The sequence below is a fragment of the Mesorhizobium sp. M1307 genome, from assembly GCF_040318155.1.
GTDB lineage: Bacteria > Pseudomonadota > Alphaproteobacteria > Rhizobiales > Rhizobiaceae > Mesorhizobium.
In genome coordinates this window covers 54,141-77,709 of the sequence record NZ_JAMYLR010000019.1, presented here as the reverse complement: position 1 = coordinate 77,709, position 23,569 = coordinate 54,141, and the positions used below count along the sequence as shown (strand labels likewise).

Below are 23,569 nucleotides of genomic sequence, written 5' to 3'. Positions count from 1 at the left end.
AGCGGGTGCTCCGTTGCTGCTGGCCAGTCTGATCGTCACATACGCCGTCTGGCTATCGACTGTTGCAATTCCGACCAATGTTGACGTGTCATGGCTTCTGGTCGTCTGCGACCGCCTGCTTGGCGGAGAGCGGCTCAACACCGACATCGTGGAGACCAACCCCCCTTTCTCGATCTGGCTCTACATGCCGTTCATGCTCCTGGAAAAGCTCACTGGCATGCGTGCGGAATTCTGGCTGACGCTTGGCATCGTTTGCCTGAGCCTGGCCAGTCTTTTCGTTTCCGTCCGCATTCTCGCGCGCGATGAACCGGTATACCGGCAGCCCCATGCGCTGTGGGCGGCAGCCGCGGCCCTGTTTTTGATCCTGTGTTTCATGCCGGATCAATTCGGCCAACGCGAGCACTTCGCATTGATTGCCATTCTGCCTTGGGTGGCGTTGCAATGCACACGTCAGCGGAACCTGGATTTCAGCGCGGGCTCGCGCCTGGAGCACATGGTCGCGGGCCTCTGCGCGGCGGTCGTGGTCATGGTCAAGCCGCCCTATTTTGTGCTGGCCTTCATGTTGCCGTCGCTCTGTCTTGCGCTTGAAAGGCGGTCGCTGAGACCGCTCTTCGTCGCAGAGAACCTGATGGGCGCTGCGATCGTGGCCGCCTATATAGCGTCCATCGCGCTCTTCGACCGCGCTTACGTCAGCGACGTCCTGCCCTTGGTCAGGGAGGTCTATCTTCCGTTGAGGGCCTCTGCCGCCGATATGCTGGCAAACTGGCCGAAAGTGGTGCTGCTTCTGGCCGCCGCCACCGTGCTTGCGGCCGGCGGCCTGAGAAAGACGAACTGGGACGTCAGGATTCCGCTCCTGACCGCCCTGGGGTTCATTCCGGCCTTCATTGTCATGGGCAAGGGTTGGCCCAATCACGCGCTGCCGATGGTCGTTGTTGCGACACTTGCATTTGGCATCCAGCTTGTGCGGTTCGGCACATTCGGCAGTGCAGGCTTCGTTCGCAAGGCCGCCCTGATCTTCGGCTGCGTGCTGGTGCTGCAAATAGCGGTCAGGGCACAGTACGCGGCGCTGACGACGGATAACGGCCCGATCGCCCGGTCTGTCGCCGCGATCCGCGCAACGGTCGAAACCCCGGCCATCATGTCGATTGCCGACCAGATGCAGGTTGCCCATCCCCTCGCCAGGCTGGTCGGCGGCAGGTTCATATCACGCCATCCGAGCGCCTGGGCGGTCTCCAACGCGGACACGCTCGCCCGCGTCACCGGCGATCTCGAACGGAGACCGGAACTTGAAAGCATCCGCGATCGGGTGATCGGCGAAAACGCCGCCGAGATATCAGCGAAGAAGCCCGATATCGTGCTGTCAGGCTCGCCGGCGTGGACTGCCCTGATGCTGCAGGACAAGCGGATCCAGGTCGCCTTGGCCGGCTATCGTCTGCTGCACGCCGAGCCGGAAATCACTGTCTATCTGCGTTACACGGCGCCTGCGCCGCTCCAAACCGATTGAGCAGGAGCCCCCGGAAACCCATGACACGGCTGGATCCAATCGCTCCACTGGACGACATATGGCTCGATCTCGAGAGCCTCGGTGCAACAGCATGAGCGTCTCGAACGACGTTGGCGGCTTGAGCCGCTGGCGCGACCGGGATATTGCGGCGTCGCTGCTTCCTAGCCGCAATGTCCTGGCCATTGCCGCAGTCACCGTCTTCTCGATCTTCTGGCAGCGACGTTGGGGGACTGTTCCCGACACTAGCTGGCTGATCACGGTCTGCGAGCGTATGCTGTCCGGTGAGCGGCTTTACTCGCAAATCTACGAGACCAATCCCCCATTCAGCGTCTGGCTCTATCTGCCGCCAGTGGCTGCGGCCAGATTGCTGGGCACCGCCCCGGAAATCCTGGTTGAGGCCTGGACATACCTTGCCGTGCTTATCGGACTTTCGCTCTCGGGCGTGATCGTCAAGCGTGCGGGTTTCACCGAAACTGCATCATTGTTTGCACTGGGGCCAGCGTTTTGCGCAATGTTGGTGGTCTTCCCCGGAAATGCCTTCAGCGAGCGGGAGCATATCGGCATGGCACTTTTCATGCCGCTGCTTGCGCTTCATGCCTGGCGCGCGCGCAGAGATGCAGCTGCCCAACCAGACCCCGGGCTCGCCGTACTCGCCGGCCTGTCGGGCAGCATTCTGCTGCTGGTCAAGCCCTACTATGCGATCATGGTGTTGGCGCCGGCGCTGGTCGTTGCAGTGCGCCGGCGCAGTCTGAAATCGATCTTCGCCCTGGAACACTGGGTCATTGGCGGCATCTGCGTTGTCTATCTCGGCACCGTCACGCTGATCCATCCGGAATTCGTGCGCGACATCTATCCCCTCTTGGCGGACGTTTATGCAAAGATCGGCATCTTTTGGCCGATTGTGATCGGCTACGGTTTCTCGTGGTGTTTCCTTGTCTTCCTGATCTGGTGGCTGTGGCCTGCCAAGCGATTTCCAGAGCTGGCGGCGGTAGCGTTGGCGGCATCGATCGCCGGCATGTTTCCCCTGTTCTACCAGGCCAAAGGCTGGTCTTATCATGCCTATCCCGCGATCTTTTGCGCTGTGGCAGCCATTTTCTGCCTGTTGGCACTGCCCAGGATCGTGCAGCAGCCGTCGAAGCTGTTGACGTTCGTGACGGCTCCTTCGCGAGCTTGGGCATTGGCGGCGGTGGCAATCGCTTTCTTGCCGTACTGGAGCACCCAGAAACCAGGGCCGGCGCTGGTTGCCGCAATTCGCGCCGCCACCGATCGGCCGACCGTAGCGTTGGTCAGTTCGGATATTTCCTCGGGACATCCGTTGAACCGTATGATCGATGGGCAGTTCGTTTCGACCCACGTCAGCGATTGGCTTGGAGCGTTCGCACTTTTCCTGTCCCGGCAGGCATCTCTCTCGGGTGACACCGCCGAAGCCATGCGTTACCGAGCCATCATGGCGCGCTACGTCGAAAGCAAACGCGAAGAGTTCGTGCGTCTGCGCCCGGATATCGTCGTCTTCAAGAAAAACAACACGATGTGGACAAGCCAACTGATGGGGCGTTTTGGCTTTGACGCCATCCTGGCGCACTACCGCATTCTTATCGAGGACGAGACCGAGCGCATCTATCTGCGCGACGATTATGTCCGCCCGGGCCACCGGCCACCCGAACAGCCTATTTCGGCATCGTCACCCGTCGCAGCGTCAGATTGATGCGGCCGCCACTCCTGAGCAATGCCGAGGTCGACGGGTAGATACGATCGACGCCGTGAAAGCAGAGCCGCCCTTCGCCGCCAAGCACGACGACGTCGCCGCTCCTCAGCCTGAACGATTTGGTGGCGCCGTCGCGCGTCGTCTGGCCGACCCGGAACAGGCAATCGTCGCCGAGCGACACCGAGACGACAGGCGCGGAGAAATCGCTCTCGTCGCGGTCCTGGTGAAGACCCATCTTGGCATCCTGCGAATAGAAATTGACCAGGCAGGCTTCCGGCGGGTGCGCATAGGCAGATACATCCCGCCACAGTTCGAGCAGCATCTCCGGGATCGGCGGCCAAGGCCTTCCGGTCACCGGGTGGGTCGGCTGGTAGCGATAGCCGTGCTCCTTGTCGGTGACCCAGCCCAGCGGACCGCAATTGGTCATGCGCACGCTCATCTCCTTGCCGGTACGCGGCATCGCCGGCACGAACAGCGGCGCGTTCTGCACGACCTGCCTGATATCTTCCACCAGCACTTCCTGCATGGCGCGCGACAGGTAGCCGGGCATATGGCGGACGCCTTTGGGCAGTACGAGCATCGCGTCGCTTATCCGTTGGTCTGGAGAAATCAGAATGCCACCGTCAAATGAAAACGGCGACCCGAAAGCCGCCTCCGACGGTGGCTGCGCGCTTTAACCGGCGATCTGAGATCCGAAGCCGCTTCGGCTGTCACTCATCCCCGACCCGGCCGCGCAGTTTCTTGATCGAGCCGCGCCCGGCCTTGCTCTTGAGCCGTCTTTCGACCGCGCCTTTGGACGGCCTGGTCTTCTTGCGCGGCGGTGGTGGTGGTTCGGCGGCCTTGGCGACCAGTGCCGTCAGCCGCGCCCGGGCGTCCGCCCGGTTCTGCTCCTGGGTGCGGAAGCGTCCGGCTTCAATGACGATGACGCCATCCTTGGTGGCGCGCTGGCCGGCAAGCTTGATGGTCCGTTCGCGCACCCGCTCCGACAGGCCAGCCGCATTGGCGGCATCGAAGCGCAATTGCACTGCCGTCGCCACCTTGTTGACGTTCTGGCCGCCCGGGCCGGACGAACGGATGAAGTCCTCGTGCAGGTCGCCCGGATTAATCACCGCATCGTCGGTAATGATGATCTTGTCGTCGGCGTTCATGCCGCACTCATGGCGCGGCAGGCGAAAAAAGAAAAGGCCCGATCGAAGCCGGGCCTTGAAGCATCACCAGGGGCGACGGCTATTCAGCCGCTACCTGCATGCGTGGTGCGGCGCCGAGCACCGTGGCGTCGACATGGGCTTCGAATTTTTCGAAATTGTCGACGAACATGCCGACCAGCCTTGCCGCCTGCCGGTCGTAGGCGGGCTTGTCGATCCAAGTCGATCTAGGGTCGAGAATGGCGCGGTCGACGCCGGCAACCGTCACGGGAACGTCGAAACCGAAATTGGCGTCGGTGCGGAAGTCGGCCGCTTTCAGCGAGCCGTCGAGCGCCGCCGCAAGCAGCGCCCGCGTTGCTTTGATCGGCATTCGCTTGCCGGTGCCGTAGGCGCCGCCGGTCCAGCCGGTGTTGACCAGCCAGCAATCGACGCCGTGGCGGGCGATGAGCTCGCGCAGCAGATTGCCATATTCCGACGGATGCCGCGGCATGAACGGTGCGCCGAAGCATGTCGAAAATGTCGCTTCGGGTTCCGTAACACCCTTCTCGGTCCCCGCCACCTTGGCGGTATAGCCGGAGAGGAAATGGTACATGGCCTGCGCCGGGGTCAGCCGCGCGATCGGCGGCATCACACCGAATGCGTCGGCGGTCAGCATGATGATGTTCTTCGGATGGCTGGCGCGCCCCGTCTTGCTGGCGTTGGGGATGAAGTGGAGCGGGTAGGCGCAGCGTGTGTTTTCGGTCAGCCCGCCGTCGTCGAAATCCGGCACGCGGCCTGCGTCGAGCGCCACATTCTCCAGCACCGTGCCGAAGCGCTGGGTGGTGGCGAAGATCTCCGGCTCGGCTTCGGCCGAAAGCTTGATCGTCTTGGCATAGCAGCCGCCCTCGAAATTGAAGATGCCGTGCGGTCCCCAGCCATGCTCGTCGTCGCCGACCAGCGTGCGCGACGGGTCGGCCGACAACGTCGTCTTGCCGGTCCCGGAAAGGCCGAAGAAAACGGCCGCGTCGCCGACGGGCCCTTCATTGGCCGAGCAGTGCATCGGCATCACACCCTTTGCCGGCAGCAGGTAGTTGAGCACGGTGAACACCGACTTCTTCATCTCGCCGGCATACGAGGTACCGCCGATCAACACGATCATGTGCGAAAGATCGACGGCAATCACCGTTTCGCCGCGCGTGCCGTGGCGGGCGGGATCGGCGCGGAACGACGGCAGGTCGATGATCGTCAAATCGGGCATGAAATGCTCGAGTTCGGCGGCGGCCGGTCGGATGAGCAGATTGCGGATGAACAAGGAGTGCCAGGCAAGCTCCGTGATCACCCTGGTCGGCAGCTTCAGTTCCTCGTCGGCGCCGCCGACCAGGTCCTGCACATAAAGGTCCTTTCCAGCCGCGTGGGCGCGAAAATCGGCAAGCAGCGTATCGAACTGGATCGGCGAAATCGCTTTGTTGTTGTCCCACCATATATGCGGCGCGGTGCTTTCGTCGCGCACCACGAATTTGTCCCTGGGCGAGCGGCCGGTGTGCTGCCCGGTCTCGGCGGCAAGCGCGCCATGCGCGGTGAGTCGGGCCTCGCCACGGCGGATTGCCTCCTCGTAGAGCGCGGCCGCGCCGAAATTATAGCGTACCACCCCCGTGGTTCTCAGGCCGATGCGATCGATTGCACATGCAGGATTGCGTTTGCCGGCTTCCGACATGGGTGTCCCTTCTTCGATTTACCGCGTCTTTACCGGCGAATTCCGGAACCCCCATTGCAGGAGCTAAAAACGTCAAAACCAGAAAAGGCGAATGATATCAAATCATTAATCGATTTAAATATTTTGAAAGTTGTTTAAATCGTTTATATGTGCAAAAACACTGATGGTTGCCCAAAGGATTGGCGATGTTCATTCGTCCAATCCATATCGAGGTACAATTGTGGCCGTCGACATGCCGCGCGTGACAGCGGATACAGCCTGTGCCACATTTTGTACCTAATTTGTCCTGCAAAAGCCCCTTCTCGACGAAAGAAGGGACAGCTCATGAGGGAGCCGCTTGAAATGGCAACAATCGCGCTTGTCGACGACGATCGCAACATTCTGACTTCGGTTTCGATCGCCCTCGAATCCGAGGGTTATCGGGTCGAAACCTACACGGATGGGGCATCGGCGCTGGAGGGACTGGCGGCGCGCCCGCCGAACCTCGCCATCCTCGACATCAAGATGCCGCGCATGGACGGCATGGAGTTGCTGCGCCGGATGCGTCAGAAATCCGACCTGCCGGTGATCTTCCTGACCTCCAAGGACGATGAGATCGATGAACTGTTCGGCCTCAAGATGGGCGCCGACGACTTCATCCGCAAACCCTTCTCGCAGCGTCTTCTGGTGGAGCGCGTCCGCGCCGTGCTGCGCCGCGCCAGCACCCGCGAGGCGGCGGCCAAGGCGCCCAACCAGCAGGCCCGGTCGCTTGAGCGCGGCCAGCTTGTCATGGACCAGGAGCGCCACACCTGCACCTGGAAGGGCGAGCCGGTGACACTTACCGTCACCGAGTTCCTCATCCTGCATTCGCTGGCACAGCGTCCGGGGGTCGTAAAAAGCCGTGATGCGCTGATGGATTCGGCTTATGATGAGCAGGTCTATGTCGATGACCGCACCATCGACAGTCACATCAAGCGGCTGCGCAAAAAGTTCAAGGCCGTTGATGATGACTTCGAAATGATCGAAACCCTTTACGGAGTCGGATATCGGTTCCGCGAAGCTTGAGTCGAGCGGGAGCTGCTATTCGATGGCAGTGCAAGTAGAGCGAGTGAGACGGTCGGGCGCCGCCAGGCGCCCGCCGCGGATTCTGCCCGCCTTCGTGTCGAAAATTACGGTGCCGATGCGCCGGTTTCTCGGCCATCACATCTTTTCCAGCCTGACGCGGCGTATCCTCTTTCTCAACCTTGCCGGCCTTGCCGTCCTGGTCACCGGCATTCTCTATCTCAATACCTTTCGCGACGGGCTGATCGACGCCCGTGTCGAGAGCCTGATGACTCAAGGCGAGATCATCGCCGGGGCGATCGCCGCCTCGGCGACGGTCGAGACCGATTCGATCAGCATCGATCCGGAGAAGCTGCTCGAGTTGCAGGCCGGCGAAAGCCTCGGCCCGGGCTCCGATCAGCTCGACAACCTCGATTTCCCGATCAATCCGGAGCGCGTGGCGCCGGTGCTCAGGCGGTTGATCTCGCCGACGCGCACACGCGCCCGCATTTACGACCGCGACGCCAACCTGCTGCTCGATTCCCGCCATCTCTATTCGCGCGGCCAGATCCTTCGCTACGACCTGCCGCCGGTCGAAGAGGAGCAGCCGGACCTTCTGGAGCGCATCCAGAAATTCGTCTTTGATTTCTTTCGCAACAAGCAGCTGCCTGTCTATCGCGAGCAGCCAGGTGGCAACGGCGCCGCGTTTCCTGAAGTGGTCAAGGCGCTTACCGGCAGTCCGTCGACGATCGTGCGGATCTCGGAGCAGGGCGAGCAGATCGTTTCAGTGGCGGTACCGATCCAGCGCTTCCGTGCCGTTCTCGGCGTGCTGATGCTGTCGACCGAAGGCGGCGACATCGACAAGATCGTCGCGGCCGAGCGCAAGGCGATCCTGCGCGTGTTCGGCATTGCCGCCCTGGTTACCGCCATCCTGTCGATGCTGCTGGCCTCCACCATCGCCAACCCGCTGCGCCGGCTTTCCGCGGCGGCGGTCAGGGTTCGCCGCGGCGTCAAGAACCGCGAGGAAATCCCCGACTTCTCCGACCGCCAGGACGAGATCGGCAATCTGTCGATCGCCGTGCGCGACATGACCAACGCGCTCTACGCCCGCATCGAGGCGATCGAAAGTTTTGCCGCGGATGTCTCGCACGAGTTGAAGAACCCGCTTACCTCGCTGCGCAGCGCGGTGGAGACATTGCCGCTGGCCAGGAACGACAATTCGCGCAGCCGGCTGATGGATATCATCCAGCACGATGTGAGGCGGCTTGACCGTCTCATCACCGATATTTCCGATGCCTCCCGTCTCGATGCCGAGCTGGCGCGGGAAGATGCAGGAACCGTCGACCTCAAGAAGTTCATCACCGATCTGGTCGCCGTCTCGCGCGAGGCCACGCGCAACAAGAAGGCGGTCGAGATCGAATTCAAGGTCGCCAAACTGCCGCAGGGCGTGAAAGGCTACTTCGTCGTCGGTCATGATCTGAGGATCGGCCAGGTGATCACCAACCTGATCGAGAATGCCCGCTCGTTCGTTCCCGAGGAACGTGGCCACATCACCATATCGCTGGCGCGCGCCGGCAAGTTCAACATCGTCACCATCGACGACAATGGACCCGGTATCCGGGCCGATAACATCGACCGCATTTTCGAGCGGTTCTATACCGATCGGCCGGCCGGCGAGGCGTTCGGTCAGAACTCGGGCCTTGGCCTGTCGATATCCAGGCAGATCGTTGAAGCCCATGGCGGCACGCTGAGCGCCGAGAACATCCCGGGCACCAAGCCTGGCGAGATCAAGGGCGCGCGCTTCGTGGTGACGCTGCCGGCGGAAGGCTGACGGATGAATTCCAATCACGCCTGGTCCTATTGTGCAGCCTGAAAATATTCACGGCACCGCGATCCTGATAGGTGATCGCGGCATTCTCATCACCGGACCGTCCGGCTTGGGCAAGACGACGCTGGCGCTCGCCCTGATCGATCATTGCAGCCAGCGTGGGCTGTTTTCCCGGCTGATCGGCGATGACCAGCTCTATGCTGCAGATTGCGACGGGCGGCTGGTCTGCCGCGCACCAGCCAGCATAGCCGGCCTCGTCGAGGTGCCGGGATTCGGCCCCAAACCGATACGGTTCGAGCCAAGCTGCGTGATCGACCTCATTATCCAGCTGGTGCCAGCCGGCAAAATGGCCCGCTTCCAGGAAGACTGCAGCGAACTCGTTGTCGGCGTACCAGTGCCGCGCATCGATCTTGCCGGGCGCAATGTAGCGGCGGCCTTGCCGGCAGTGATGTCGCGCCTGTCGATTGCACCTTTCCTGTGATCCGATTTCGATTTTTTGCTGCAATGCGTCAAATTGGCTTGGGCCGGCGCAATTTTGGGCTTGTCAACGGGCCTTGCGTCGACAAGATAGCGCTCCCGCCACCTGGAACGGTCGGCGAGCATAAAATGCGCCTGTGAAGCGGCGATGACGGGAGCCACCAAAGAATGATCGGACTCGTGCTTGTAACGCACGGTCAACTGGCCGCCGAGTTCCGCAATGCCGTGGAACATGTCGTTGGGCCACAAGACAATTTCGAGACCGTGGCGATCGGTGCCGACGACGATATGGAACAGCGCCGCCGCGACATTATCGAGGCAGTCGGCCGCGTCGATACGGGATCAGGCGTCATCGTTTTGACCGACATGTTCGGCGGCACGCCCTCTAACCTCGCCATTTCCGTGATGGAATCCGGGCGTATCGAGGTCATTGCCGGCATGAACCTGCCGATGCTGATCAAGCTGTCCAGCGTTCGCAAGGGCGACAACATGACGGCCGCGCTGGATGAGGCGCAGGCTGCCGGCCGTAAATACATCAATGTCGCCAGTCAACTCCTGAGCAGCAAATGAGCGCGCTGTTGCCGGAAAAGGACAAGATCGTTCGCGACTTTCCGATCGTCAACCAGCGCGGCCTGCACGCACGCGCCTCGGCCAAGTTCGTTCAAGTCGCCAGCGGCTTCAACGCCACGGTCCAGGTCGAGAAGGACGGCGTCAAGGTCGGCGGCACCTCGATCATGGGCCTGATGATGCTGGCGGCGAGCCCCGGTTATTCGATCCGCGTCACCGCCACCGGCCCGGAGGCCGAAGAGGTCATCGATGCGCTGGAGCAACTGGTTGCTTCCCGTTTTGGCGAGGAATGCTGACGTGCTGATCGCTTCTGAAGACATGCACGGATAAAGATTTCTTTATATCCCATTGTCGTCCGACTCCCGATCTGCTAGTCAGGCCGGCAACTCGCGCCCTCCGACACGCTTTCGGGGCGGGCGCGTCCCGCAATCAATTCGCATCGGAGCACTGCCATGACGGGTAGCAAGGACTATGTGGTCGCAGACATCGCGCTTGCCGGCTGGGGCCGCAAGGAGATCGAGATCGCCGAAACCGAAATGCCGGGCCTGATGGCCTGCCGCGAAGAATTCGGCGACAAGAAGCCGCTCAAGGGCGCGCGCATCACCGGCTCGCTGCACATGACTATCCAGACGGCGGTGCTGATCGAAACGCTTAAGGCGCTCGGCGCCGATATCCGCTGGGCTTCCTGCAATATCTTTTCGACCCAGGACCACGCTGCCGCGGCCATTGCCGAGGCCGGAATTCCGGTGTTTGCCGTCAAGGGCGAGACGCTGGAGGATTATTGGGTCTACACCGACAAGATCTTCCAGTGGGCCGATGGCGGCACCTCCAACATGATCCTCGACGACGGTGGCGATGCCACCATGTACATCCTGATCGGCGCCCGCGCCGAGGCCGGCGAGGATGTGCTGTCCAATCCGGGCAGCGAAGAGGAAGAGATCCTGTTTGCCCAGATCAAGAAGCGCATGCAGGCATCGCCCGGCTTCTTCACCAAACAGAAGGAAGCGATCCGCGGCGTCACCGAAGAAACGACGACCGGTGTCAACCGGCTCTATCAGTTGCAGAAAAAAGGCCTGCTGCCGTTCCCGGCGATCAACGTCAATGATTCCGTCACCAAGTCGAAATTCGACAACAAATATGGCTGCAAGGAATCGCTTGTCGACGGCATTCGCCGCGGCACCGACACGATGATGGCCGGCAAGGTCGCGGTTGTCTGCGGCTATGGCGACGTCGGCAAAGGCTCGTCGGCTTCGCTCAAGGGCGCCGGCGCCCGCGTCAAGGTCACCGAGGTCGATCCGATCTGCGCGCTGCAGGCGGCGATGGACGGTTTCGAGGTGGTCACGCTCGAAGACGCAGCGCCGACGGCCGACATCGTCATCACCACCACCGGCAACAAGGACGTCGTTACCCTCGACCACATGCGCCTGATGAAGGACATGGTGATCGTCGGCAACATCGGTCACTTCGACAACGAGATCCAGGTGGCCTCGCTGCGCAACCTGAAATGGACCAACATCAAGCCTCAGGTGGATATGATCACCTTCCCGGACGGCAAGCGGATGATCCTTTTGTCGGAAGGCCGCCTGCTCAACCTCGGCAACGCAACCGGCCACCCGAGCTTCGTCATGTCGGCGTCCTTCACCAACCAGGTGTTGGCCCAGATCGAGCTGTACACCAAGCCCGGCCAGTACGAGAACCAGGTCTATGTCCTGCCGAAGCATCTCGACGAAAAGGTCGCGCGCCTGCATCTCGACAAGCTCGGTGCCCGCCTGACCGAACTGTCCGGCGAACAGGCCGCCTATATCGGCGTCACTCCGCAGGGACCGTTCAAGCCGGAACACTACCGCTATTAACCACGGCGAAACTTGCCACTAGATATTGAAGCCGGGCGATTGACTTTTCGCCCGGCTTTATTTTTGCGCTGATTGATTCTTCACGCCGATTCGCGCAAGCGCTATGGTGCTGATTCGCGGTCCGGGGACGAGGCCCGGGCGCACGCATCAGGGCGGTCTTGCATTCAGGCGGCGAAGAGGACCAAGACATGCCGGGGGATAACCCGCCTTGCGCGGGACAGGCCGTTTCCGGCGGCCATAACGATTCGATCACGGGCTCCGCTGCCAGAGGCGGCAGCCTTCTATGGCGCGCCGGCAGCCGTGTCGGGGTGCTGCTTGCTTCTTCCGCGCTGGTTGGTCCGCTGCTTGGCTTTACTGCACATGCCCAAACCCGCGTGGCGCAAAAGGCCGGGCTGTCGGTCAGCACGGTCGAGGTCATGCAACTCGCGATGTTCGTCGGCGTCATGGGGGCGGCATTGCTGTCGGCCATCTTTCTGATCCGCGAACGGGCGCGCACCGCGGCGGAAAATGCCGAGCTCAGGACCCGTATCGCCGACGTCAATGCCGCGCTGCAGCGCTCGGAGGCGCTGCTCCATTCCCGCGATCAGCGCGTGGTGGTATGGGCGGCCGAGAACAAGAAGCCCGAGCTTGTCGGGACATTGCCGATCGAGAGCGGCGCGCCGGAGGACCGGGCGGCCTTCCTGGCTTTCGGCCGCTGGCTGATGCCGCGTTCGGCGGCCGCACTCGAACATGCCGTCGCGGCACTGCGGGACAAGGCAAAGCCGTTCGATCTTGTCATCGAATCGCAGGCCGGCCAGCCGCTCGAGGTTCACGGCCGCAAGAGTGCGGCGCATGTGCTGGTTCGCTTCGTCTCGCTTTCGGAGACACAGCGAAGCCAGGCCAGGCTGAAGATCGAGAACCAGCGCTTAGCCGCCGACCATGAGACGCTGATCGGTCTTCTGGATGCGCTCAAGATGCCGTCATGGCTGCGTACTGTCGACGGGCGGCTGAAATGGGTCAACCGCGCCTATGCCGAAGCGGTCGAGGCCGAGAATGCCGAAGCGGCGGTCCGCGATGGCAAGGAATTCCTCGGCGGCCAGGCGCGCGACACGATCGCTGCGCAGCACAAGTCGCGCGCGGTCTTTGAACAGACGCTCTCCACGGTCATCGAAGGCGACCGCCGTATGTTTGCCGTGACCGATTTTGCCGGAGCGGATGGTTCGGCTGGTCTTGCCTGCGACATCAGCGCTATCGAGGCCATTCGCGCCGAATATGAGCGGACCATGCAGAGCCACGCCGACACGCTCGATCAGCTCAACACCGCCGTGGCGATTTTCGACACCGACGAGAAATTGCGGTTTTTCAATCAGGCGTTCCAGAAACTATGGGGCCTCGACAGCGGCTTCCTGCACAGCGCGCCGGACAACGCCTTACTGCTCGACCGCCTGCGCAGCGAAGGCAAGATCGCCGAGCAGCCCGAATGGCGGCGCTGGAAAGAGAGCCTGCTCGGCGCTTACCGCGCGGTTGAATCGCAGGAGCATTGGTGGCATCTGCCGGACGGCAAGACCATTCGCGTCGTCGCCAATCCGCAGCCCAAGGGCGGCGTCACCTGGGTGTTCGAGAACCTGACCGAGAAGATGGACCTTGAAAGCCGCTACCAGACCGCCGTCCGGGTCCAGGGCGAGACGCTCGACAACCTCGCCGAAGGCGTCGCTGTGTTCGGCCCCGACGGCAGGCTGAGATTGTCGAACCCGGCGTTCGCGGCATTGTGGGGGCTGGATGCCGATGCCTCAAAACCCAACGTCCATGTCTCGACGATCCGCGACCTTTGCGACCGCCGTGCCGTCGACAGTCCGTGGGGCGGGTTCGTTGCCGCCATCACCGGCTTCGACGACGAGCGCCGCGACCGCCACGGCCAAACCGAATTGAACAACGGCACCGTTTTGCGCTACGCCGTCATCCCTTTGCCCAACGGCCAGGTGATGATGACCTTCGTCGACGTTACCGACAGCGTCAATGTCGAGCGGGCGCTGAAGGACAAGAATGAGGCGCTGCAAAAGTCCGACCAGATCAAGAACGAATTCGTGCAGCACGTCTCCTATGAGCTGCGCTCGCCACTCACCAACATCATCGGCTTTACCGAGCTTCTTTCACTGGCGTCGACTGGTCCGCTGAACCAGAAGCAACGCGAATATATCGGGCATGTCGGCTCGTCCTCCTCGGTCCTGCTCACCATCGTCAACGACATCCTCGACCTGGCGACGGTGGATGCCGGCATCATGGAACTCGACATTTCCGAAGTTCACATCGATCGAACCATTACGGCTGCCGCCGAACTGGTCGCCGACCGGCTGGAGGAACATGCGATCAAGCTTAGGATCGACGCGGCGGCAGCGCCGAAAACCTTCCACGGCGACGAGATCCGCGTCCGCCAGATCCTCTACAATCTGCTCAGCAATGCCGCCAATTACGCGCCGGAGGCGAGCACCATAACGCTCGCCTGCCGCCAACTTGCCGACGGCGTGGAATTTTCCGTTCACGATGACGGCCCCGGCATGCCGCCGGACCTGCTTGACTCAGTGTTCCGGCGCTTCGAGCCGCGCACCAATGGCGGCCGCCGCCGTGGCGCCGGGCTCGGCCTGTCGATCGTCAAGAGCTTTGTCGAACTGCATGGCGGCAGCGTCCGCATCGAGACCGGCAGGGATAAGGGCACCACGGTTGTTTGCGCCTTTCCCGACACGCCGTCCGGCATCCGCGCGGCGGCCGAGTAGCGCGTTCGATGGCGGTATTGGTGCTGGAGCGTTTTCTCGCCGACGAGGCTGCGACGGCAAGGTTCGGCGAGGATCTCGCCATGTCGCTGCGCATTGGCGATGTGCTCGCCCTCAAGGGCGATCTCGGCGCGGGCAAATCGACCTTGGCACGGGCGCTGATCAGGGCACTGGCCGACGATGCCGGACTCGACGTGCCGAGCCCGACCTTCACGCTGGTCCAGAGCTACGACACGCGTGTGCCGGTTCATCATTTCGATCTCTACCGCTTGGGCACGGCATCCGAGCTGGACGAGCTGGGCTTCGACGAGGCGCTGACGCAAGGCGCCGCGCTGGTCGAATGGCCGGAGCGGGCAGAGGCATATCTGCCGAAAACCTCGGTGCTGGTCGAACTTCTCCAGCAGGGCGACGGCCGACTGGCGAGACTATCGGGAGAGGGCGCCGCCTTCGAGCGCGCGGCGCGATCGCTGGCAATGCGCGATTTTCTCGGGCAGGCCGGTTGGGGCGAAGCGCAGCGACGACATTTCATCGGTGATGCCTCGGCTCGCTCCTACGAGATCGTCACGCTCGCCGGATTTCCGCCGCGCGTGCTGATGAACTCGCCAAGGCTGGTGCTCGGACCGCCAGTCCGCGACGGCAAACCCTATGCCGAGATCGCCCACACCGCGCAATCCGTTTCGGCGTTCGTCGCCATCGACCGGGCCTTGCGGGCCGGCGGCGTCAGCGTCCCGGAAATCCATGCCCAGGATCTCGAGCAGGGTTTTCTCCTGCTGGAGCATCTCGGTTCCCAAGGGTTTCTCGACAAGCGCGGCCAGCCGGTGGCCGAGCGCTACGCTGCGGCGGCCGAACTGCTTGCCATGATGCACGGCAAAACATGGCCGACCCGCATGCAGGCCGGCCCCGGCGTCTTCCACGAGGTGCCGCCTTTCGACCGCGACGCCATGATGATCGAGGCCGAATTGTTGGTCGACTGGTATGTCCCGGCGATATCAGGCGCTCCGCCTAGAGAGGCGCTGCGCGCCGGTTACCGCAGCGAATGGAGTGCGGTGCTCGATCGGCTGGAGGGGCGCGAATACACGCTGATGCTGCGCGATTTCCATTCACCCAACCTGATCTGGCGCGCTGACCGTTCCGGTCACGATCGCCTCGGCGTCGTCGATGTCCAGGACGCGCTGATCGGGCCGTCCGCCTACGACGTCGCCTCGCTCGCCATGGACGCGCGCGTCACTATCTCACCCGAAATCGAAAAGCACACGCTCGCCGCCTACATCGCCGCGCGACGCGCTGCCGGTGCCTTCGATGAGAACGAATTCCGCGAAACCTATGCAATCATGGCCGCACAGCGCAATTCCAAGATCCTCGGCATCTTCGTGCGGCTCGAAAAACGCGACGGCAAGCCTTATTATCTGAAGCATCTGCCGCGCATCCGCGACTATCTTCGCCGGGCACTGGCGCATCCGGCGCTGGCCGGGCTGCAGGATTTCTACATCGCCCACGGCTTGCTGGAGGAACGCTCGATTTGACGGCTAAGGATTTGGGCCCGAAGGCGTCGGATGAGCAGCCGATGCCGACGACCGCCATGGTGCTCGCCGCCGGGCTCGGCAAGCGCATGCGGCCGATCACCGACACCATGCCGAAGCCGCTGGTCAAGGTCGCCGGCAAGACATTGCTCGACTGGGGGCTGGACTGCCTAGCCGAAGCCGGCGTCGCCAAGGCCGTCGTCAACGTCCATTACCTCCCGCAACAGATCGTGGACCATGTAGCCCGCCGCAGTGCGCCGAGAATCGTCATCTCGGATGAGAGTAGGGGCTTGCTTGACTCCGCCGGTGGTATCGTCAAGGCATTGCCCAGGTTAGGGGCGCCCTTCTATGTGCTCAACGCCGACACCTTCTGGATCGACAGCGGCGTTTCCAATCTCAGGCGTCTTGCCCTTGCATGGGAGGGCGCGACAATGGACATTCTGCTGATGCTTGCGGATCTCCAGTCGGCAACCGGACATAGCGGCGGCACCGATTTCCTGGTGGCGCCGGACGGCGCCTTGCGGCGTGCGAACAACGATCCGGCCGGCCTGATCTATGCCGGCGCCGCAATCGTCCATCCGTGCATCTTCAAGGATGCGCCGGCCGGTCCACACTCTCTCAACGCCTATTTCGATGCGGCAATCGCCGCCGGCCGCTTGTTCGGCATGAAAATGCAGGGTCACTGGATTACTGTCGGCACACCTGACGCGATCCCGCGGGCGGAAGCAGCGGTCGCCGCCGCGCTTGCCGGCACGCCCAATGCTGTTGCTGAGGCACCCGGCGCTCTTACCGAGTCGAAATGAGCGGCTCCCGCCGCGTTTTCTCGATCCCGCCCGGAGCGCCGTTCCTGCCGACGCTGGCCGAGGCGCTGCTTGCGGGGCGCTTGGTTCCCGGCTTCGCCTATGACGGCGATCCGCTGGCGCTGGCCGATCTCACCATCTATGTGCCGACGCGCCGTGCGGCGCGGGCGCTTCGCGGCGTCTTCGTCGATGCTCTCTCGCGCTCGGGAAGCCGCTCGGCGATCCTGCCGGTCATCCGCCCGCTTGGTGAGTTCGATGAAGATGAAGCCGCCTTCGAGGCAGGAGCTTCGGTCGCCATCGACCTTGCGCCGCCGATCGCCGCGGTCGAGCGTCTTCTGCTGCTTGCGCCGCTGGTGCGGGCGTGGAAACGCCGCCTGCCGGCACATGTCGCGGCATTGTTCGACGAGGAGATCGTCATACCGGCCTCCGCCGCCGACGCCATCTGGCTGGCGCGCGACCTTGCACGCCTGATGGATGAGATCGACACCGAAGGCACGGATTGGGCAAGGCTCGCCGACCTTGTAACCGGCAATCTTGCAGGCTGGTGGCAGGTGACACTCGACTTCCTGACCATCGTGACGGAGAACTGGCCGAACCTGCTCGAGGAACGCCATCGTTCCAATCCGGCTGCGCATCGTAATGCCCTGATAAGGCTGGAGGCGGCGCGGCTGAAGCGTAATCCGCCAGCCGGACCGGTGATCGCCGCCGGTTCCACCGGCTCCATTCCCGCCACGGCCGAGCTGCTTGCCGTGATCGCCGGTCTGCCCAATGGCGCCGTTGTGCTGCCCGGGCTCGACCGGGCGTTGGACGAGCCGTCCTTTGCCGCGATCACCACACCGGGCGCGCGCCCAGCCGTGCTTGGCCACCCGCAATACGGCCTGGCAAAGTTGATCGGCAAGATCGGCGTGCCGCGCGCCGATGTCGAGGAGATTGCTGTTGCGCCGCGACCGCTTGCGCTGCGCGCCGCACTTGTCGGCGAAGCGCTGCGCCCGGCGGAGACCACCGAGCTCTGGGCCGAGACGCGCGCCCGCTTTAGGGCCGGCGATATTGCCGAGGCCTTCGCCGATGTGACGCTTCTCGAAGCCGCCAGCGAACGCGACGAAGCCGTGGCGATCGCCGTCGCGCTCAAACAGGCCGTCGAACGGCCCGGCCAGCGCGCCGCACTCGTCACCGGCGACCGCGCTCTGGCGCGGCGCGTCTCAGTCGAGCTGCTGCGCTTCGGCGTTGCCGCCGACGATTCCGGCGGCACGCCGCTGATCAACACACCAGCCGCCAGCCTGCTCAGGCTGGCGCTTCAGGCAGCCTTCCGCCCGGGCGACCCCATCGCCCTGCTGTCGCTGCTCAAGCATCCCCTGCTTGGCCTCGGCCTGGAGCGGGCAAGCGTGCGCTATGCGGCCGAAATCGTCGAACTCGTGGGGCTGCGCGGCGGCACAGGGCGTCCGGACGTGGCGTCGCTGCCGCAGCTCTTCGACACCCGGCTCCTCGAATTCGACGGCGGCGGCAATCGCCGCCCACCCTTCTGGTGGCCGCGGCTTTCGGTCAGGCGCATCGAACAGGCGCGCGACCTGCTGATCCGGCTAACGGCCGCGCTGGCGCCGCTGGTTGCTTTTCGCGGCGACGAGAATGCCGATCTTGCCACCCTTGTGCGCGCCAGCGTCGTTGCGCTCGAAAGTCTCGGCCGCGCCGCTGACGGCAGCCTGAGCGAACTCTATGCGGGCGATGCCGGCGAAAAGCTCGCCGAGCTCTTGCGCGGGCTGGTCGCGGCCTCGGTGTCGTTCTCCTTCGCCGCTGACGAATGGCCTGACGTGATGGAGGCGCTGATCGCGCCCGAGACGGTCAAGCCGGCGCAGGGCACCGACAGGAACATCGCAATCTGGGGTGTGCTGGAAGCGCGGCTTCAGGATGTCGACACGCTGGTCGTCGGCGGGCTCAACGAAGGCGTGTGGCCGCGCAAGCCGGAGAGCGACCGCTTCATGTCGCGGCTGATGAAGACCGGCATCGATCTTGAACCGCCCGAGCGGCGCATCGGCCTTGCCGCCCATGATTTCCAGATGGCCATGGGCGCCAAAAAAGTGGTGCTGGCTCGCTCCGGCCGCTCCGGCGACGCACCGTCGGTACCTTCGCGCTGGCTGCAGCGCATCCTTACATTCGTTGGCGAGGACCACGCTGCTGCACTTCGCCGGCGCGGCGATGAACTGCTTGCCTGGGCGCGTGTGCTCGATGCCGGCGAAAAGCAGGACTTTGCGCCGCGGCCGCAGCCGAAACCGCCGATCGCCGCACGGCCGCACCACTTCTCGGTCACCGAGATCGAAACGCTGCGTCGCGATCCCTATGCGGTCTATGCCAGAAGGATACTCGGCCTGATGCCGCTCGATCCGGTCATTCGCGATCCGGGCGCTGCCGAGCGTGGCACGCTGTTTCACGCCGTTCTGCACCTCTTCTCAGCGACGGTGGCCGACCCGTGCGCGCCGGAGGCGCTGGTCGGGCTCATCGCCGCAGGCCGCTCCTGCTTTGCAGGCGCGGCCCTGCCCGCCGATGTCGAGGCGGTGTGGTGGCCACGCTTCGAAAAGCTTGCCGCCGGCATCATCGAATGGGAGCGCGGCCGGGCCGCAGCCGTGGCACGGCGGCACGCCGAGGAACGCGCCGAAAAGACCGGTGTCGGCCGATCCGGTGTGACCCTGTCCGGCTATGCCGATCGCATCGATCTGCTGGCCGGCGGCATGGCCGACATCCTCGATTACAAGACCGGCTCCTCGCCATCCAAAGCACAGGCGCACACGCTGCTCGCGCCGCAACTGGCACTGGAGGGCGCGCTGCTCAGGCGCGGCGCTTTCAAGGAGCTTGGCGCTTGCGAGCCGTCTCAACTGGCCTTCGTGCGGCTGAGGCCGAATGGCGAAGTGTTCGAGGAATCCATCCTCGAATACAACCGCAAGCCGCGAACCGCCGCCGATCTCGCCGAAGAAGCGTGGGCGCGGCTGGAAAAACTGCTGATCCACTACGCCGACCCGGCGACCGGCTATCTGTCGCGGGCGCTGCCGTTCCGCGAGGGCGAGACCGACGGCGACTACGACCATCTCGCCCGCGTGCTCGAATGGTCCGCCGGCGGCGACGCCGATGACGAGGGAGGGGAGGCATGAAAAAGGCCTATCCCATTCCAAGCGACACTGCCGCCAGTCAGGCAAGCGCCTCCGATCCGCGCAATTCCGCATGGGTGTCGGCCAATGCCGGATCCGGCAAGACCCATGTACTCGCCCAGCGCGTTATCCGGCTGTTGCTGCGCGGCACCGATCCGTCCAAGATCCTGTGCCTGACCTATACGCGTGCCGCCGCCGCCAACATGTCGAACCGGGTGTTTTCGACCCTGTCGCAATGGACGGCCCTGGGCGATGCCGAGCTCTCGACACGGATAGAGGCGCTGGACGGCCGCCAGCCCGACCGCGAAACCATGCGCCGGGCGCGGCGGTTGTTTGCCGAGGCGCTGGAAACACCCGGCGGGCTGAAGATCCAGACCATCCACGCCTTCTGCGAATCGGTGCTGCATCAGTTCCCGCTGGAAGCCAATATCCCTGCGCATTTCGAAATGCTCGATCCGCAAATGGAGGCTTCGCTGTTTGCCGCCGCCCGCCGCGACATGATTTCGGGCGGCGTTGCAGGCGATGCGGCATTGTCCGAGGCCTTCGCCACCGTGCTGGAGCGCGGCGGCGAGCATGGGCTCGACGCACTGCTGGCCGAGATCGTGCGCAAGCGCGATGGTTTGCGTGCGTTCATCGCCGCGGCCGGCGGCGATGGGTTTCAGGCGCTGTTCGACGAGTTCCATTTCCGCGCCGGCCAGACGGCCGAAGGTATAGCCGCCTCGGTCTGGCCGCTGCCCGGCTTCCTGCCGGATTATCTCGTCACCTTTTCACGGGCGGCCGAGGCCGCCGATGCGCGCATCGTGCTGAACAATCTGCTGCCATACGCCCGCCTTGCCTTCGCCGAGGAGGATCCGGTACGTCGCCTGAATTTGCTCTCCAAGGCTTTCCTGAGGGCCGACGGCGAGCCTTACGATCCGGCAAAGACATTTAAAAGGGCATTGCTTGACCGGCTGCCCGATCTTGCCGAACGTTATCTGGCGGCGGTCGACGCCATTCTCGAAATCTCCGACCGGCTGGCCTTGTTCAGGATGCTGGAAGGCACGCGTGCGGCGCTGACCATCGCCGACTGGCTGATCGCCCGTTACGAGCAATTGAAGCGCGCCCGCGGCTTCCTCGACTTTAACGACCTGATCACCCGTACGGTCAACCTTTTGGCACGGCCCGATGCCGGCCCTTGGGTGCAGTACAAGCTCGACCAGGGCATCGACCACATCCTGCTCGACGAGGCGCAGGACACCAGTCCCGACCAGTGGGAGGTGGTCAAGCGGCTGGCAGAGGAGTTCTTTGCCGGGCTCGGCGCACGCGACGCGGTCCACCGCACCATCTTTGCTGTCGGCGACGAAAAGCAGTCGATCTATTCCTTCCAGGGAGCCGCCCCGGATTCCTTTGCCGACAGCCGGCTTTTGTTTGCCGGCAAAGTTAGATCCGCCGCCGCCGCCTTCGCCGATCTCAAGCTGACCTGGTCGTTCCGCTCGACCGAAGATGTTCTTGCCGCCGTCGACCGGGTCTTTGCCGACCCGAACGTGCGGCGCGGCATCAGCCACGATCCTGATCCGCTCGACCACAAGGCGATCCGCACCGATGCGCCGGGTCATGTCGAGGTCTGGCCGTCGATCGGCGCCGACGTCGTCGACGAACCAGACGATTGGACGCAAGCGGTCGACCATGCCCACGCGCCGGCAGTCCGCGTCGCTGAAAACGTCGCCGCAACGATTGCCAGCTGGATCGGCAACGGTGAGGTCATCGAAGGCCGCGGCAAGAAACTCCGCCCCGGCGACGTGCTGGTGCTGGTGCGCAAGCGCGATCGCTTCGTCCATGCGCTGACGCGGGCGCTGAAGCGCCGCGACATTCCGGTGGCCGGCGCCGACCGGCTCAGCCTGCCCGGCCACGTCGCGGTGAAGGACCTGATCGCACTCGGTCATTTTCTCATCCAGCCCGAGGACGATCTGTCACTGGCCGCCGTGCTGCGCAGCCCGATCTTCGATGTCTCGGAAGAGCAGCTTTTCGCGCTTGCTGCGGAGAGGCCGTCGGGCGTCTCGCTGATCGCCTCGCTGCGCCGGCATGCCGGCGAAAGCGAGGCGTTGGCCGCCGTCGTCAGCCGGCTCGACACATGGTCGAATGAGGCCGCATTCAAGCCGGTGTTCGAACTCTATGCCGCAGCTCTCGCCCGCGACGGCCTGCGCAAGAAGATGATCGCGCGGCTCGGTCCGGAGGCCGGCGATATCCTCGACGAATTCCTGAATTTCTGCCTGGCCGAGGAGCGAACCGGCCTGCCAGGGCTGGAATCCTTCCTGTCGACGCTGGAAAACGCCGGCCCCGAGATCAAGCGCGAAATGGACCAGACCCGCGACGAGGTTCGCGTCATGACCGTGCATGCCGCCAAAGGCCTGGAAGCGCCGGTGGTATTCCTTGTCGATGGTGGCTCCGCGCCGTTCAGCGACCAGCATCTGCCGAGATTGATGCCGTTCGAAGGCTCGGGCGACTGCTGGGAGGGCAAGGGCTATCTCTGGCGTTCGGCCAGCGATGTCGCCAATGGGTTTTCACGCTCCGCATCGGCCCGCGCCCGCGAGCTCGCCGACGACGAATACCGCCGGCTGCTCTATGTCGGCATGACCCGCGCCGAGGATCGGCTGATCGTCTGCGGCTACCATGGCAAGCGGGCGCCGAATACCGGCACCTGGCATTCGATCGTCAGCCGCGCACTGGTCGGTGCCGCGGAGAGCGAAGAACGCCGGCATCCCGCCACTGGCGAGACCGTGCATCGTTTCCAGGTGACGAAACTGCCGCCCATGCCACTGGCGGCAGTGAATGAGGCACGACAGGCGGAACGCTTTGCACCACTGCCTGAAACCCTGTTCCGGCCTCTGCCGCCCTTCGAGGAATTGCCGCGGCCGCTCTCACCGTCCGGCGCCTCGGTGCTGATCGATGAGGCGCGGCAAGCGGTGGCCGACACGCGTTCGCCGGTACTGGATGCCGACGCCGAGCCCGGCTTTGCCGTCATGCGCGGGCTGGCGCTGCACAAATTGCTGCAGATGCTGCCCGGCATCGCCGAGGGAAAACGCCGGGATGCCGCCGAACGCTATCTGGCAAGAGCCGGCGCGGAATGGCCCGACGACGAGCACGACAAGGCCGTGGCTGGCGTTTTCAGAATTCTTGCCGACAGCCGCTTCGCGCCGCTGTTTGCGCCAAACTCGCGCGCCGAAGTCGCCATCATGGGCAGCCTGGAGGTATGGGGCAAACTGCGCTCGATTTCCGGCAAGATCGACCGGTTGGCAGCAACGCCGGACAAGGTTTCGATCGTCGACTACAAGACCAATCGGCCAGCGCCAGCTACGCTCGCCGAAGTGCCGCAAGCCTATGTTCTGCAACTCGCACTTTATCGCGCGCTGCTTCAGCCGCTCTATCCGGGACGCGAGGTCTCGGCGGCGCTGCTGTTCACCGAGGTGCCGCGGCTGATCGAGCTGCCGGCGGCGGCCATGGACGATGCGCTTGCTAGACTCACGGGAGCGTGACACAACACTTGCTTGAAGACGGACGCGATCACCACCACATTTGGTGCGACGAACAAATCGAAAG

Annotated in this window: 16 protein-coding genes; 13 read left to right on the top strand and 3 right to left on the bottom strand. The window is 63.7% G+C overall.

The genetic code is table 11. The annotated features are described in order from the left end of the window. The first annotated feature begins 13 nt into the window (after positions 1 to 13). Both NKH16_RS20765 and NKH16_RS20760 read left to right on the top strand, forming a co-directional pair. Complete coding sequence (locus NKH16_RS20765; protein ID WP_352744340.1) at positions 14 to 1,504, top strand: hypothetical protein; 1,491 nt, start codon at positions 14 to 16, stop codon at positions 1,502 to 1,504. 91 nt (positions 1,505 to 1,595) lie between these two features. Further along, positions 1,596 to 3,209 (top strand): hypothetical protein, encoded by a 1,614-nt coding sequence (locus tag NKH16_RS20760; protein ID WP_352901560.1) that lies wholly within the window; start codon positions 1,596 to 1,598, stop codon positions 3,207 to 3,209. On the opposite strand, the gene NKH16_RS20755 is transcribed toward NKH16_RS20760, so the two are convergent. The 3 genes from NKH16_RS20755 to NKH16_RS20745 form a co-directional block, all read right to left on the bottom strand. Continuing rightward, positions 3,172 to 3,789 (bottom strand): alpha-ketoglutarate-dependent dioxygenase AlkB family protein, encoded by a 618-nt coding sequence (locus NKH16_RS20755; protein ID WP_352454809.1) that lies wholly within the window; start codon positions 3,787 to 3,789, stop codon positions 3,172 to 3,174. The genes NKH16_RS20760 and NKH16_RS20755 overlap by 38 nt on opposite strands. 130 nt (positions 3,790 to 3,919) lie before the next feature. Then, the gene (arfB, locus tag NKH16_RS20750; RefSeq protein WP_023677545.1) at positions 3,920 to 4,357 is read right to left on the bottom strand and encodes an alternative ribosome rescue aminoacyl-tRNA hydrolase ArfB; all 438 of its coding nucleotides are present in this window, start codon (positions 4,355 to 4,357) and stop codon (positions 3,920 to 3,922) included. A 79-nt stretch (positions 4,358 to 4,436) separates the two neighbouring features. Further along, a complete protein-coding gene (locus tag NKH16_RS20745; protein WP_352451655.1) occupies positions 4,437 to 6,047 on the bottom strand; it encodes a phosphoenolpyruvate carboxykinase in 1,611 nt (536 codons plus the stop codon). Between the two features lie 342 nt (positions 6,048 to 6,389). Here NKH16_RS20745 and NKH16_RS20740 point away from each other — a divergent pair, with 342 nt between their 5' ends. The 11 genes from NKH16_RS20740 (at position 6,390) to addA (ending at position 23,505) form a co-directional block, all read left to right on the top strand. Then, positions 6,390 to 7,091, top strand: coding sequence for a response regulator transcription factor (locus NKH16_RS20740; protein WP_023677547.1), 702 nt, complete (start codon positions 6,390 to 6,392; stop codon positions 7,089 to 7,091). Between the two features lie 22 nt (positions 7,092 to 7,113). Next, positions 7,114 to 8,898 (top strand): sensor histidine kinase, encoded by a 1,785-nt coding sequence (locus tag NKH16_RS20735; RefSeq protein ID WP_023677548.1) that lies wholly within the window; start codon positions 7,114 to 7,116, stop codon positions 8,896 to 8,898. A 31-nt stretch (positions 8,899 to 8,929) separates the two neighbouring features. After that, complete coding sequence (locus NKH16_RS20730; protein ID WP_352901557.1) at positions 8,930 to 9,376, top strand: HPr kinase/phosphorylase; 447 nt, start codon at positions 8,930 to 8,932, stop codon at positions 9,374 to 9,376. Positions 9,377 to 9,540: 164 nt separating this feature from the next. After that, positions 9,541 to 9,942: a PTS sugar transporter subunit IIA gene (locus tag NKH16_RS20725; RefSeq protein ID WP_023677550.1), complete on the top strand. Its 402-nt coding sequence runs from the start codon at positions 9,541 to 9,543 to the stop codon at positions 9,940 to 9,942. Continuing rightward, positions 9,939 to 10,235 carry an HPr family phosphocarrier protein gene (locus NKH16_RS20720; protein WP_352736768.1) on the top strand — a complete coding sequence of 99 codons (297 nt, stop codon included), beginning with the start codon at positions 9,939 to 9,941 and terminating at the stop codon, positions 10,233 to 10,235. Before NKH16_RS20725 ends, NKH16_RS20720 begins: the two co-directional genes overlap by 4 nt. Positions 10,236 to 10,391: 156 nt before the next feature. Beyond that, positions 10,392 to 11,792, top strand: a complete 1,401-nt coding sequence (gene ahcY, locus NKH16_RS20715; RefSeq protein WP_023677552.1) for an adenosylhomocysteinase — start codon at positions 10,392 to 10,394, stop codon at positions 11,790 to 11,792. A gap of 188 nt (positions 11,793 to 11,980) precedes the next feature. Further along, positions 11,981 to 14,542: a sensor histidine kinase gene (locus NKH16_RS20710; protein ID WP_352454805.1), complete on the top strand. Its 2,562-nt coding sequence runs from the start codon at positions 11,981 to 11,983 to the stop codon at positions 14,540 to 14,542. An 8-nt stretch (positions 14,543 to 14,550) separates the two neighbouring features. Beyond that, entirely contained in the window at positions 14,551 to 16,062 is a 1,512-nt protein-coding gene (gene tsaE, locus NKH16_RS20705) for a tRNA (adenosine(37)-N6)-threonylcarbamoyltransferase complex ATPase subunit type 1 TsaE (protein ID WP_352451650.1), read from the top strand. A 41-nt stretch (positions 16,063 to 16,103) separates the two neighbouring features. Beyond that, on the top strand, positions 16,104 to 16,862 hold the full coding sequence (locus NKH16_RS20700) for a nucleotidyltransferase family protein (RefSeq protein WP_352451649.1): 759 nt from the start codon (positions 16,104 to 16,106) through the stop codon (positions 16,860 to 16,862). Continuing rightward, positions 16,859 to 19,996 carry a double-strand break repair protein AddB gene (gene addB, locus NKH16_RS20695; protein ID WP_352901551.1) on the top strand — a complete coding sequence of 1,046 codons (3,138 nt, stop codon included), beginning with the start codon at positions 16,859 to 16,861 and terminating at the stop codon, positions 19,994 to 19,996. Before NKH16_RS20700 ends, addB begins: the two co-directional genes overlap by 4 nt. Continuing rightward, positions 19,993 to 23,505 carry a double-strand break repair helicase AddA gene (addA, locus tag NKH16_RS20690; RefSeq protein WP_352901548.1) on the top strand — a complete coding sequence of 1,171 codons (3,513 nt, stop codon included), beginning with the start codon at positions 19,993 to 19,995 and terminating at the stop codon, positions 23,503 to 23,505. Before addB ends, addA begins: the two co-directional genes overlap by 4 nt. Positions 23,506 to 23,569: the final 64 nt, after the last annotated feature.